12 protein-coding genes and 1 pseudogene are annotated in these 13038 nt (G+C 69.2%); 6 read left to right on the top strand and 7 right to left on the bottom strand.

Annotation, left to right across the window (positions count from 1 at the left end):
• Positions 1–208: 208 nt before the first annotated feature.
• Positions 209–556: a hypothetical protein gene (locus tag LDQ05_RS17380; protein ID WP_226438202.1), complete on the top strand. Its 348-nt coding sequence runs from the start codon at positions 209–211 to the stop codon at positions 554–556.
• A gap of 181 nt (positions 557–737) precedes the next feature.
• Positions 738–1661 carry an SMP-30/gluconolactonase/LRE family protein gene (locus tag LDQ05_RS17375; RefSeq protein ID WP_226438201.1) on the top strand — a complete coding sequence of 308 codons (924 nt, stop codon included), beginning with the start codon at positions 738–740 and terminating at the stop codon, positions 1659–1661.
• A gap of 9 nt (positions 1662–1670) precedes the next feature.
• Here the strand turns inward: LDQ05_RS17375 and LDQ05_RS17370 are convergent, their stop codons facing one another.
• From LDQ05_RS17370 to LDQ05_RS17340, 7 genes and pseudogenes are all read right to left on the bottom strand, one after another.
• On the bottom strand, positions 1671–3470 hold the full coding sequence (locus LDQ05_RS17370; protein WP_226438200.1) for an acyl-CoA dehydrogenase: 1800 nt from the start codon (positions 3468–3470) through the stop codon (positions 1671–1673).
• 219 nt (positions 3471–3689) lie between these two features.
• On the bottom strand, positions 3690–4061 hold the full coding sequence (locus LDQ05_RS17365) for an FKBP-type peptidyl-prolyl cis-trans isomerase (RefSeq protein WP_287217285.1): 372 nt from the start codon (positions 4059–4061) through the stop codon (positions 3690–3692).
• 3 nt (positions 4062–4064) lie between these two features.
• Positions 4065–4412, bottom strand: a pseudogene (locus tag LDQ05_RS17360) (FKBP-type peptidyl-prolyl cis-trans isomerase); the annotation flags it as partial.
• Between the two features lie 102 nt (positions 4413–4514).
• Positions 4515–5813: a citrate synthase gene (locus tag LDQ05_RS17355; protein WP_226438199.1), complete on the bottom strand. Its 1299-nt coding sequence runs from the start codon at positions 5811–5813 to the stop codon at positions 4515–4517.
• 243 nt (positions 5814–6056) lie between these two features.
• Positions 6057–6977 carry an aldose epimerase family protein gene (locus tag LDQ05_RS17350; RefSeq protein WP_226438198.1) on the bottom strand — a complete coding sequence of 307 codons (921 nt, stop codon included), beginning with the start codon at positions 6975–6977 and terminating at the stop codon, positions 6057–6059.
• Between the two features lie 536 nt (positions 6978–7513).
• Positions 7514–8167, bottom strand: coding sequence for a pyridoxamine 5'-phosphate oxidase (gene pdxH, locus LDQ05_RS17345; protein ID WP_226438203.1), 654 nt, complete (start codon positions 8165–8167; stop codon positions 7514–7516).
• Positions 8168–8247: 80 nt separating this feature from the next.
• Positions 8248–8643 carry a hypothetical protein gene (locus LDQ05_RS17340; RefSeq protein WP_226438197.1) on the bottom strand — a complete coding sequence of 132 codons (396 nt, stop codon included), beginning with the start codon at positions 8641–8643 and terminating at the stop codon, positions 8248–8250.
• 239 nt (positions 8644–8882) lie between these two features.
• Here LDQ05_RS17340 and LDQ05_RS17335 point away from each other — a divergent pair, with 239 nt between their 5' ends.
• The 4 genes from LDQ05_RS17335 to LDQ05_RS17320 all read left to right on the top strand — a co-directional run bounded on the left by LDQ05_RS17335 (position 8883) and on the right by LDQ05_RS17320 (position 13020).
• Positions 8883–10010: a citrate synthase 2 gene (locus tag LDQ05_RS17335; RefSeq protein ID WP_226438196.1), complete on the top strand. Its 1128-nt coding sequence runs from the start codon at positions 8883–8885 to the stop codon at positions 10008–10010.
• A 66-nt stretch (positions 10011–10076) separates the two neighbouring features.
• Entirely contained in the window at positions 10077–11198 is a 1122-nt protein-coding gene (serC, locus tag LDQ05_RS17330; protein ID WP_226438195.1) for a phosphoserine transaminase, read from the top strand.
• A gap of 224 nt (positions 11199–11422) precedes the next feature.
• Entirely contained in the window at positions 11423–12316 is an 894-nt protein-coding gene (sepH, locus tag LDQ05_RS17325; RefSeq protein ID WP_226438194.1) for a septation protein SepH, read from the top strand.
• Between the two features lie 11 nt (positions 12317–12327).
• Positions 12328–13020, top strand: coding sequence for a DUF6928 family protein (locus LDQ05_RS17320; RefSeq protein WP_226438193.1), 693 nt, complete (start codon positions 12328–12330; stop codon positions 13018–13020).
• Positions 13021–13038 lie beyond the last annotated feature (18 nt).

The raw sequence follows: 13038 nt of genomic DNA, 5'->3' as shown, positions 1-13038 counted from the left end.
TCTGGATGCGTAAGACACACCCATGATCAATCCCTGTCCCCATGCCCGCTCAACCCGCCCCCGAACACACCGAAACCCCAGGTCATGGCACCGCTAGTCAACAACTACGGGGCCCTGGCACCGCGAGATCGGCCCGGAGCTCGCGCCGCGGAACGGGCCCGGCGGGCACCCGTATCTGCCGCACGATCTGGTGCACGTCATCGTCGAGGTGGAGTCGGGCCTTCGGCACGGCGTGTTCGGGCAGTTGGCGGCCGGCGACAACGGACTGTTCTGGCCCGCGGATCCCGCCGAGCGCAGCAAGGCGAGTCGTCGACACAGATCGAAGCGCAGCCGGTCGCCTGTTCGTGTGCAGGCCGACACCGCACGGTCGGAGGAGCTCGTCGGGATCGCCGTTCCGCTCTGGGAGTCCCGGCGCGGCCTCACGCACGGGCTCCCGGCGTATGTGACGGCGAAACCGCTTCCCCCGGAGATCGACCGCATCGTGACGCGACTGGACGACTACGCGGACCGGTGGCATGCACTGCCGGTGGGTGGTTGCCTCACCGTCGACTGGTGACACGCCGACACGCACAGTCGGGGCCGTCGCCGCGCGGGCCGCGTACCATCGCTGTTCCCGCACGCACTTCCGGAGTGGAGACCACGTGAACGACGCGCGCACAGGATCACGTCTGCAGCCGCACCGGTGGACGCCTCCACCCGCACCGCCGCGGGCGAAACGGAAGACCAGCGTCCCACCGATGCCGCCGCCGCGGCGGATTCCGCTCCCCGGAGCCGGTCCCGAGGACGTCGTGCTGGGGGCGGACGGCGCCGTGTACACCGGCATCGAGACCGGGCAGATCCTGCGCATCGACCTCGAGACCGACGAGGTGACGGCGGTGCTCGACACGGGTGGGCGTCCGCTCGGCCTCCATGCCGGCGACGACGGTTCCTTGCTGATCTGCGACGCCGACCGCGGCCTCCTCCGCTGGCCGGGCCCGGGCCGGCCGCTCGAGATCCTCGTCGACACCGTCGACGGCCGACCGCTGGGGTTCGCGAGCAACGTCGTGTCCGACCCGGACGACGGAACGATCTACTTCACCTCGTCGTCGAGTCGCTGGCCTCTCGACCGGTGGCTCACGGACCTCGCCGAGCATTCGGGAACCGGACGCCTGTTCCGGCTGTCGCCGGACGGCACGGTGGACACCCTGCTCGACGGGCTGCAGTTCGCCAACGGTGTGGCCTTCACCCCCGACCGGTCGGCACTGATCGTCGCCGAGACCGCCGCGTATCGCCTCGTCCGATACCCGCTGCGCGGGAGCGACTCCGGCACCGCCGACACGTTGGTGGACAACCTGCCCGGCTTCCCCGACAACATCGCGCTCGGCAGCGACGGGCTGATCTGGGTGACTCTGGCGTCGCCGCGGAACCCGGTGCTGGACACCCTGCTTCCCCTTCCGGGGATTCTGCGCAGGATCCTGTGGGCGCTACCCGAACGCCTGCTGCCTGCACCGGAACGCACCGCGTGGGTGTTGGGCGTGTCGCCGGACGGCACGATCGTCCACGACATCCAACGGGACGGCACCGACTACGCGATGGTCACCGGGGTCGTCGAGAGCGACGGCACGCTGGTCCTCGGCAGCCTGCACGAGCAGGCCGTCGCCGTCACGTGTGTACCCGGGTGATCGACTGTCTCAGAGCACATCCGGCGAGACGTCGAGCGTGGTGCGATCCAGGCTCGCGAGCAGATCGAACTGCGGTCCGGTCTTCGGCAACTCGAAACGGTAGAAGTAGCGGGCGGCTGCCCGCTTGCCGTCGTGGAACCCGCCTTCCCGGTCGCCGACGGCGAGGAGCTGTTCGAGCCAGATCCACGCGACGACCACATGCCCGACCGCTTCGAGGTACACGGACGAGTTCGCCAGCGCCACGGAGGGATCCCCGGTGGACCACAGTGTCGCGGTGACGTCTCCGACCCGCTCGACGGAGGCACGCAACTGCTCCGCGTACAGGGCCGTGTCGCCGCCGCGGGCGAGCGCCTCGTCGACGGTCGCCGAGATCGTCTCGCCGAGCAGCGCGAGCCCCGCGCCACCCTGCATGACGACCTTGCGTCCGAGCAGGTCCATGCCCTGAATCCCGTGGGTACCTTCGTGAATGGGGTTGAGTCGGTTGTCGCGGTAGTACTGTTCGACGTCGAACTCGCGGGTGTAGCCGTAGCCTCCGAGCACCTGGATCGCGAGACTGTTCGCCTCGAGGCACCACTGCGACGGCCAGGACTTCGCGATCGGCGTCAGGACGTCCAGGAGAAGCGCTGCACGGGAACGTGTGTCGTCGTCCGCTGCGGTGTGCTGTTCGTCGACGAGTTTCGAGCAGTACAGCCCGAGCGCGAGGGCACCCTCGACGTACGATTTCTGAGCGAGCAGCATGCGGCGGACGTCGGCGTGCTCGACGAGCGGAACCTGCGGTGACGACGGATCCTTCGCTCCGAGCATCCGGCCCTGGGTGCGGGTGCGCGCGTAGTCGAGGGACTGCAGGTACCCTGCGTAGCCGAGGGAGATCGCGAGGAAGCCGACACCGATGCGCGCCTCGTTCATCATGTGGAACATGTACGCGAGACCCTTGTTCGGCTCACCGAGCAGGTAGCCGACTGCGCCGGGCGCACCGCCGGGGGTGTACTTGCCCTCCCCGAAGTTGAGCAACGTGTTGGTCGTGCCACGGTTGCCCATCTTGTGGTTGAGGCCGACGAGCGCGACGTCGTTGCGGTCGCCGAGCGTGCCGTCCGCGTTCACGAGGTACTTGGGGACGATGAACAGCGAGATCCCCTTGACGCCGTCCGGTCCGCCGGGGATCTTCGCGAGGACGAGGTGCACGATGTTCTCGGTGAGCTCGTGGTCGCCGCCCGAGATCCACATCTTGGTGCCGGTGATGCGGTAGGTCCCGTCGTCGGCGGCGACGGCCTTGGTGGTGATGTCGGCGAGCGACGACCCGGCCTGGGGTTCCGACAGACACATGGTGCCGAAGAAGCGTCCCTCGAGCATCGGCGGGACGTAGGTGGTGATCTGTTCGTCGCTGCCGTGGGTGGCGAGCAGGCTCGCGTTGGCCGCGGTGAGGAAGGGGTACGCGGACGTCCCGGCGTTGGCGGCCTGGAACCACGCCATCGACGCCCGCAGGACCGTCGTCGGGAGTTGCATTCCGCCGAGCGCCTCGTCGAATCCACCGGCGATCAGCCCCGCCTTCGAGAACAGATCGAGGGCGGCCTCGACCTCGGGGATCGTCACGACACGCCCGTCGTCGCCGATGCGGGGTTCGTTCGCGTCGGCCTTCTTGTTGTGCGTCGCGAAATGTCTGGTCGCGAGGTCGGCACTGAGGTCGAGGACCGCGTCGAAGGTCTCGCGGGAATGCTCGGCGAACCTGTCGCGGGAGGTCAGCGCTTCGACGTCGAGCCACTCGTAGAGCAGGAAGTCGAGGTCGCGGCGGGACAGGACGGGTGCGGGCACGGGCGGTCCTTTCGACGGCAGCGCTCGCTCCGGACGACGAACGCCGAGCGAACGGTACACCCGATCGATCGGATCGATCGAGCGATACATTCGCCCAACGGCCCGGGACGGGCCACATGACCCTGGACGGGCCACACGACCCGGGACTGGCCACACGACCGGGGACGCACGTGGGCCCCGCGACCTGTGCGAGGTCGCGGGGCCCACGATGGCGCTACGTCAGTTGGTGCCCATCAGGTCGATGACGAACACGAGGGTCTTGCCGCCCAGCGGGTGCCCCGACCCGGCGGGACCGTACGCGAGCTCCGGCGGGACGATCAGCTTGCGGCGACCGCCGACCTTCATGCCGGGGATGCCGTGCTGCCAGCCGGGGATGAGGCGGGCGAGGGGGAAGGCCACGGACTGTCCGCGACCCCACGACGAGTCGAACTCCTCGTTCGTGTCGTACTCGACGCCCTTGTAGTGCACGTCGACGGTGGCACCGGGCTGCGCCTCGGCACCGTCACCGACCTCGATGTCCTCGATGACGAGCTCGGTGGGCGCGGGACCCTCCTGCTTCTCGATGACCGGCGGCTCCGGGGGAACCTGCACGTCGAGCAGGTCGATGACGAACACGAGGGTCTTACCCGAGAGCTGATGCCCCGATCCGGCGGGGCCGTAGGCGAGCTCCGGCGGGATGGTGAGCCGACGGCGACCGCCGACCTTCATGCCGGGAATGCCTTCCTGCCAGCCCGCGATCAGGCCCGCGAGCGGGAAGCGGATCGACTCGCCGCGACTCCACGACGAGTCGAACTCCTCGCCGGTATCGAACTCGACACCCACGTAGTGGACGTCGACGATGGCACCCGGTACTGCTTCGGCACCGTCACCGACCTCGATGTCCTCGATCACCAGCTCGGTGGGGGCGGGCCCCTCCTGGAATTCGATCTCCGGCTTGGTCATGGGTCTGCTCCCTCATCGGTGTCGGTGGGCGAGTTCGTGGTCGCTCGGCCCCGAATGTGCGACGGCCCCGTCGACGCTGTCGCGTGACGGGGCCCGTGGACGCTAGCGCGCGTCGATTCCCTGGTAGTCGCGCTCCGTGTACCCGGTGTAGATCTGCCGGGGGCGGCCGATCTTCAGGGTGGGGTCGGAGTGCATCTCACGCCAGTGCGCGATCCAGCCCGGCAGGCGACCGAGCGCGAACAGCACGGTGAACATGCGGTCCGGGAAGCCCATCGCCCGATAGATCAGACCGGTGTAGAAGTCGACGTTCGGGTACAGCTTGCGCGCGATGAAGTACTCGTCGGTCAGTGCGGCCTCTTCGAGTTTCATGGCGATCTCGAGGAGTTCGTCGCCGGCACCGAGCTTGGTGAGGATGGAGTCGGCGGTCTTCTTCACGATCGCGGCGCGCGGGTCGTAGTTGCGGTAGACGCGGTGCCCGAAGCCCATGAGCTTCACGCCGTCTTCCTTGTTCTTGACCTTGCGCACGAACTCCTTGACGTCGCCGCCGGAGTTCTTGATCTCGTCGAGCATCTCGAGCACGGCCTGGTTGGCACCGCCGTGGAGCGGTCCCCACAGGGCGTTGATGCCACCGGAGATGGACGTGAAGAGGTTGGCGTCGGACGACCCGACGAGGCGCACCGTCGACGTCGAACAGTTCTGCTCGTGGTCGGCGTGCAGGATCAGCAGCATGTCGAGGGCCTGCGCGACCTCGGGGTCGATCTCGTACGGCTCGGCGGGGAAGCCGAACGTCATGCGCAGGAAGTTCTCGACCAGGCTCAGCGAGTTGTCCGGGTACAGGAACGGCTGGCCGACGGACTTCTTGTAGGCGTACGCAGCGATGGTGGGGAGCTTCGCCATCAGACGGATGGTGGAGAGCTCGACCTGCTCGGGGTCGTCGGGATCGAGGGCGTCCTGGTAGTACGCGGACAGCGCGTTGACGGCGCTGGACACGACCGGCATCGGGTGCGCGTTGCGCGGGAAGCCGTCGAAGAACCGCTTGAGGTCCTCGTGCAGCAGGGTGTGCCGACGGATCTTGTCGGTGAACACCTCGAGCTGAGCGGCGGTGGGGAGCTCACCGTAGATCAACAGGTAGCTGACCTCGATGAACGTCGACTTCTCCGCGAGCTGCTCGATCGGGTACCCGCGGTACCGCAGGATGCCCTTCTCGCCGTCGATGTAGGTGATCGCCGATGTGGTGGAGGCCGTGTTGACGAAACCCGGATCCAGGGTGGTGTACCCGGTCTCCGCAAGGAGCTTCCCGAGCTCGATGCCGTCATTGCCTTCCGTCGCCTCGGCGATAGACATTGTGTGCTCGCCACCGGGGTAGCTGAGGGTGGGTTGTGTGTCATTCTCAGCGGGCACGAAGGATCCCTCTCAAGCTCAGATCTACGAGAAACTTCCGGACATTCAGATAGAACCTAGCCGTAGCGCACCGCCCGCGGCGAGGCAGGGTCCGTCGATAGTCCTCGAACTGTGTGTCTTCCGTCGTGGAGCCGGACGCGTCTCCGCGCCACCGCAGCACCCACCGCGGAGCCGAATCACGCCGACTGACCAGCGACAATGGTACGCATGCCGGGGCCCAGCGGCTACCCCTGGGTCCGGCACTCACACGTCGATCGCGGTCAATCCCCACTGCGCGTTCCACGTCTGTCCGGGCTGGAGGACGATCAGATCGATCCCCAGATTGAAGGCATCCGGGGGGCACGTCGCCGGCGACAGCACGAGTTCGCGGGGGCACCCCTCTCCCAGGTCCGCAGTGATGACACGCAACCACCCGAACCCGCTGCCCGTCCACAGTTCGACGCCCCGCCCGTCGGGACCCCGTAGTCGGTGCCGGGCACGGCCGTCGATGTCCTCGTCGAGCGCACTGAACGCCGCGTCCAGGTGCACATCACGAAGCGGACTCGGTGCGGTGAAATCGAAGTCGGTGCCGGAGACGGTCTGCGTGTAGGCGTTCGGCAGGGATCGTTCCCGGTCCAGCGGCAACCGGGTTCCGGCGGACAGCGACAGAGCGCACTCGTCCAAATTCGCCTCACCCGCACGCAGATACAGATGTGAGGACATTCCGAACGGCGCGTGGTACCCGCCGATGTTCGTCGCGGCGTGCGTGACCTCGAGGCCCCACGGACCGATCTCGTACGCGACCGCACAACGGAGTTGGTACGGCCACCCCGTGTGCATGCCGACGTCCACCCCGAGATCCACCCTCGACTCGGTGTGCGACAACACGTTCCAGTTCAGGTGCCAGGTGAATCCGTGCGGCGCGGTACCCCTGTCGGGATCGGTGACCACGAGCTGATGTTCGATTCCGTCGAAGATGAAGGAGCCGTCACGCACCCCGTCGGGCCACGGCGCGCACACCGAACCCGCGAGCGGCAGCGGTGGCCGGTCCGCGGTCGGCTCGGTGACCAACGGGTACACGCCGGCGGCCGTGTCGTGCTCGAACATGATCAGCGAGGCCCCCGTGGTGGAGACCTCGGCCCGGTATCCGCCTCCCCGGATCGGGTGGTACGTCGGTTGCGACATGCCACCCAGTGTCACCGACGAGACCCGATCCCACCGGGGATTCGACCGCATCGGTGCGGCGGGCCACCCTCGGGCCACCCGCGCGCGAGTCGTACCCCGTCCACCCGCACGAGCTGTGCGTCGTCGGTACCGGTCACCCGGACGAGCCCGGCATCGGTCGGCGGGTGAACATTTCCGAATCATCCATGCCCCCATCGGGTTCGATTCCGTCGACAGCACGATGCGCTACCGGTCCGAGTCGGGCCCGTCCACCGGGTACGTCCGCCCGTTCGCACCGACCCGATACCGCAGGAACGCCGGGAACACGAATGCGCACAGGATGATTCCGACGACGAGCACTGCGCCCCCGGCCGGAGAAGGCACCGCCGAGCACTGCGCGCAGCCCCGCACGCGCGGTCTCACCGAGCGGCGGAACAGCGGGCAGTTGCGGCACCGCGACCACCGACAACCGGGCTCCGATGACGGTGACGACCCCGGCCCCCGGAGTCTCGCGAAGTCCTTGTTCTACAGGGGTGCGGTGTCGGCGAGGAACCGCCTCACGGCTGGAGCCGTTCGGTGCGCCACGCACCGTCGACGAGTCGGGTGCGGATGCGGTTGTGCAGCCGGTTGGGCCGACCCTGCCAGAACTCGACGGATTCGGGTGCGATGCGGAACCCACCCCAGAACGGCGGCACCGGGATGTCGCCGTCGACACCGAATCGGTCGGCTGCGTTCACGAGCGCGTGCTCGAGCTCGGCTCGGGAGGAGGCGGGCCGCGACTGGTGCGACGCCCAGGCCCCGAGCCGGGACCCGCGCGGCCGTGTCCGCCAATAGGCCTCGGTCACGTCCGGCCGCACCCGGGTCACCGGCCCGCGCACGGTGATCTGCCGGTACAACGGCAACCACAGGAAGGTCGCCGACGCGTACGGCGCCGCGTCGAGGTGGCGGGCCTTGTCGGAACCGTAGTTGGTGAAGAACGTGACGCCGTCGTCGTCGAGGTCCTTGCACAGCACCGTTCGGGTCGCGGGGTGCCCCTGCGCGTCGACGGTGCCGAGCACCATCGCGTTGGGTTCGGGTGCGCCCGCGGCGACGGCAGCGGCCAGCCAACGCCGCGCGACGGGCGCCCAGCCGTCGGCGACGTCGCCGGGTTCGAGATCGCGGTCGTCCGGGGAGGTGCCGCGCGGGGCGGGCGGCTGGTAGTCCACGCGCATCGACGCCAACGGGCGGTCGGGTTCGGCGGGCGGTGGTGGATCGGGCAGCACGTGTCGACGCTACTCCGGAACGTGCACGGTCACCGGAGCCGGCCGAGTCCGGTGGCGACGCTGCGTCCGAGGGATTCGAGGACGACGATCGGGCGCACCGCGAGCTCGGCGACACCGACGATGATCTCGAGGCGTCCGGTGACCCGTTCCAGTCGGTCGACGACGTCGCTCAACTTCGCGACGGTCGCGTCGACGTCGTCGAGGGTGTCGCCGAAGCGACTCAGGGTGGCGTCGAGGCTGTCGATCGTGCCGTCGAGCCCACCGATGGTGCGGTCCATGTCGCCGAGGGTGCCGCCGACCGCGTCGAGGATCGCGTTGACCTGGTCGACGGTCATGTCGGCGTTGAGAGCGGCCTGTGCGAGCCTGCGCAGACGTTGACGTTCGCCGGTGGCGGGTGCCCGGTTCTCGTATCCCGTGTCGGCCATGGCCCGATTATCACCGGTGGTCCCGCCGGTGACCGGACTTCGGTGCGTCGGCCGTCCGGCGCGTCGGCCCGACCGTCCGCCGCCCGCGCCGCGGTGCGGGGGTGGCGGAGCGCGGCGAGAGGTCTACAGTTCTGGATCGACGAACCGAGTGGGTGACGGCCACCGCACCGCCGCCCCGACATCCGCCGACAGTGCCGACTCGGACCGGGTCGCACACGAGTGAGGAGCACCAATCCGTCATGGCAGCGCACGCGTCTGTACCCGAGGAATTCGTCGCCGGTCTCGAAGGCGTCGTCGCCTTCACCAGTGACATCGCCGAACCCGACAAGGACGGGGGTTCGCTGCGTTACCGCGGTGTCGACATCGAGGAACTCGTCGGCAAGGGGGTGACCTTCGGTGATGTGTGGGCGCTGCTCGTCGACGGCGAGTTCGGTCGCGGCCTGCACCCGGCCGAGCCGTTCCCGCTGCCGATCCACACCGGTGACGTGCGGGTGGACGTGCAGGCCGGCCTGGCGATGCTCGCCCCCATCTGGGGGTTCGGTCCGCTCCTCGACATCGACGATGCGACGGCCCGCGACAATCTTGCGCGCGCCGCGGTGATGGCCCTGTCCTATGTCGCGCAGTCGGCGCGCGGCATCTACCAGCCGGCCGTGCCGCAGCAGCGCGTCGACGAGGCCGAGACCGTCACCGAACGGTTCATGGTGCGGTGGAAGGGTGACCCGGATCCGCGGCACGTCGAGGCGATCGACGCGTACTGGGTGTCGGCCGCCGAGCACGGTATGAACGCGTCGACGTTCACCGCCCGGGTCATCGCGTCCACCGGCGCCGACGCTGCCGCGGCGCTCTCGGGCGCGGTCGGTGCGATGTCGGGTCCGTTGCACGGGGGTGCCCCCGCCCGGGTGCTGCCGATGATCGAGGAGACCGAGAGGTCCGGTGACCCGCGCGGGCTGGTCAAGGGCATCCTCGACCGCAAGGAGAAGCTGATGGGCTTCGGGCACCGCGTGTACCGGGCCGAGGATCCGCGGGCGCGGGTGCTGCGCAGCACCGCGAAGCGTCTGGACGCGCCCCGCTACGAGGCCGCGGCGGCGCTGGAGCAGGCGGCGCTCGCCGAACTGCGGGAGCGTCGGCCCGATCGGGCGATCGAGACGAACGTCGAGTTCTGGGCGGCGGTGATCCTCGATTTCGCGGAGGTGCCGGCCGCGATGATGCCGGCGATGTTCACGTGTGGTCGCACCGCCGGGTGGTGCGCGCACATCCTCGAGCAGAAGCAACTGGGCAAGCTGGTGCGTCCCGCGGCGATCTACACCGGTCCGGATCCGCGCGCCGCGGACACCGTCGCGGGGTGGGATTCGATCACACACCGCTGATCGGGACGGCGGGGCGGTCTAGACTACTCGTGCACTTGTCCCTCTACGCTTAGGACACGCTTTCCGATGGCTGACGCTTCACCGATCATCCCCGCCGACCTCAAGCCCGCAGACGGCCGCTTCGGCTGTGGCCCTTCCAAGGTTCGCCCCGAGCAGCTGCAGTCGCTGGTCGACGTCGGCGCCTCGGTGTTCGGCACGAGCCACCGGCAGAAGCCGGTCAAGGACGTCGTGGCCCGGGTGCGGTCGGGTCTGCGCGACCTGTTCTCCCTGCCCGACGGCTACGAGGTCGTCCTCGGCAACGGCGGCACCACCGCGTTCTGGGATGCGGCGGCGTTCGGCCTGATCCGGGAACGTTCGCAGCACTTCACGTACGGCGAGTTCTCGTCGAAGTTCGCGACGGTCGCGAAGAAGAATCCGTTCATCGGCGACCCGATCGTGGTGTCCGCCGATCCGGGTTCGGCACCGGAGATCGTCGCCGACGCTGCCGCCGACCTGATCGGCTGGGCGCACAACGAGACGTCGACGGGCGTCGCGGTGCCGGTGTCGCGGCCCGCCGGCTCGGAGAACGCGCTCGTCGCGATCGACGCGACATCGGGTGCCGGCGGTCTGCCGGTGAACATCACCGACGCCGACGTGTACTACTTCGCGCCGCAGAAGTGCTTCGCGGCCGACGGTGGGCTGTGGATCGCGTTGATGAGCCCGGCGGCGCTCGAACGGGTCGCCGAGATCAAGGAGTCGGGCCGGTTCACCCCCGAGTTCCTGTCGCTGCCGATCGCGGTGGACAACAGCAGCAAGGACCAGACGTACAACACGCCGGCCCTCGCGACGTTGCTGCTGTTCGCCGACCAGATCGAGTGGATGAACAGCAACGGCGGTCTGGACTGGACGGTCGCGCGGACGAAGGATTCGTCGTCGCGGCTGTACGAGTGGGCCGAGGCATCCGAGTTCGCGACACCGTTCGTCACCGACCCGGCGCTGCGGTCGCAGGTCGTGGGCACCGTCGACTTCGCCGAGTCGGTGGATGCGGCGCAGGTCGCGAAGATCCTCCGGGCCAACGGCATCGTCGACACGGAGCCGTACCGCAAGCTGGGCCGCAACCAGCTGCGCATCGGCATGTTCCCGGCGATCGACCCCGAGGACGTCACGCAGCTGACCAAGAGCATCGACTGGGTCGTCTCGCAGCTCTGAGACACGCTTCTCCCTGAGACGGCGAGGGCCGGATCCGTTCGGGATCCGGCCCTCACTGTTCTCCGAACCCTCGACCACGGGTCGAGACATTTTCGGCGAAACCCCGAACCCTAGCGCCTCCGCGCGCATTCGGTGCGATGCCGCGCGGCGTGTCCGGCCACGCGGGCCCCACCGTCTCCGTTACAGTCGGGCGGGTCAATCGCGATCGGCGCGAGGAGGTCAAGGTGCGAGAACTTCGAGTGGTCGGTCTCGAGCCCGACGCGAAACACGTCGTGCTCGCCGATCCCACGACGGGGGACAAGTTCCGCATTCCGGTCGACGACACGCTGCGCGCCGCCTCCCGGGGTGATCTCGCGCGTCTGGGCCAGATCCAGATCGAGACCACCAGTTCGCTGCGTCCCCGCGAGATCCAGGCGCGCATCCGCGCCGGTGCGTCCGTCGAGCAGGTCGCGGAGGACGCCGGCATCCCGGTCGCGAAGGTCGAACGGTTCGCGTACCCGGTGCTGCTCGAACGTTCCCGCGCCGCCGAGATGGCGAAACTCGGCCACCCCGTGCGTCCCGACGGACCGGCGGTGCAGACACTGCTCGAGGTCGTCACCCAGGCGTTCCGCGCGCGGGGACACAGCCTCGGCGCCGCCACCTGGGATGCGTGGCGCGACGAGGACGGACACTGGATCGCACAATTGCAGTGGCAGGCCGGACGGTCCACGAACGCCGCGCACTGGCGCTACCAACCCGACGCGCACGGCGGCACCATCTCCGCCCTCGACGACGTCGCCGCCGACCTAGTCGACCCGGATTGCGGACGACCCCTGCGGTACCTGACCCCGGTGTACTCGGCGCGCGACGTCGACGACACGATCGAGGCGGAAGCCGAGCGTCGCGCCGCCGTCGTCGACGACACCGCCGAGATCGAGGCGTCCCCGGACGCGGAGGTGCCCGCGGACACCGTCGCCGAACCCGAGGAGGACACGGCGGACGACACGGCGGACGACGCCCCTCGAACCGGAGCGGCGCGGCAGACCGTCGCGGCGGTCGGTCGGGACAAGCGCGGCAAGCCCGCACTGCCGTCGTGGGACGACGTGCTGCTCGGTGTTCGCAGCAACGGGCGCGCCTGAGGACGCAACCGATGTCGGCGGCACTGTCGGCACTCTGGTTCGTGGACGATCCCGAACCGGCGGCGGTGCTGCGCGGGTGCGTACCCGAACGCGACACCGCGCAGGCCCTTCTCTCGCGGCTGTATCCGGAACGGGGTTCCGTCCCCCTCGGCCGGGTGTCGCTGCGGCAGGCGACGACCTCGTCGGGTGACGACACCGTGTTCGTCGGCTGCTTCCCCGGTGTCACGGTGGTGTGCACCGCCGACCTGGCGTTCCGTCGCCCCTCGCTGCTCCCCGATCCGACGCTGCACACGCTGGCGTGCGAGGACACCTACCTGATCGTGTCGGACGCCCCCGGGGCGTGGGGCGCGTTCGGGGCGTGGCATCGTGGCACCCCGCGTCGCGCGTTCGGCGCCGGAGCCGTCGAGTTCTTCGAGGACGACGGTCTCCCGTTCGCGTGGGAGCGTCCGTTCTGGTCCGGAGAACACCCCATCCGGTGGCCGGCGGGGGTCCCCCCGCATCCGCAGTCGCTGCCGTTCCATCCTCGGCGGCTCGTCGACGCCGCGAACGCGGCGTGGCTCGGATTCCGGTTCGTGGGGTGTCCCGACGACGAACCGCGTCCCGACGACATCGAGGTGTGGGCGTTCGCCCTGCGCGATCCCGCGCCCGACCCCCACCCCGCCACGCCCGCGCGGCGCCGCCGCACCCGTGCGCACTTCTGGTAGCTCCAGCTACCAGAAGTG

This window comes from Rhodococcus yananensis (assembly GCF_020515525.1).
Taxonomy (GTDB): Bacteria; Actinomycetota; Actinomycetes; order Mycobacteriales; family Mycobacteriaceae; genus Rhodococcus; species Rhodococcus yananensis.
This window is presented reverse-complemented; position numbering and strand designations above follow the sequence as displayed.

Bases quoted from the DNA above. Each gene is read 5' to 3' on its own strand.
- LDQ05_RS17375 (WP_226438201.1), top strand. From the start codon at position 738: ATGCCGCCGCCGCGGCGGATTCCGCTCCCCGGAGCCGGTCCCGAGGAC.
- LDQ05_RS17350 (WP_226438198.1), bottom strand. From the start codon at position 6,977: ATGTCGCAACCGACGTACCACCCGATCCGGGGAGGCGGATACCGGGCC.
- pdxH (WP_226438203.1), bottom strand. From the start codon at position 8,167: ATGCGCGTGGACTACCAGCCGCCCGCCCCGCGCGGCACCTCCCCGGAC.
- LDQ05_RS17340 (WP_226438197.1), bottom strand. From the start codon at position 8,643: ATGGCCGACACGGGATACGAGAACCGGGCACCCGCCACCGGCGAACGT.
- LDQ05_RS17335 (WP_226438196.1), top strand. From the start codon at position 8,883: ATGGCAGCGCACGCGTCTGTACCCGAGGAATTCGTCGCCGGTCTCGAA.
- serC (WP_226438195.1), top strand. From the start codon at position 10,077: ATGGCTGACGCTTCACCGATCATCCCCGCCGACCTCAAGCCCGCAGAC.
- LDQ05_RS17320 (WP_226438193.1), top strand. From the start codon at position 12,328: ATGTCGGCGGCACTGTCGGCACTCTGGTTCGTGGACGATCCCGAACCG.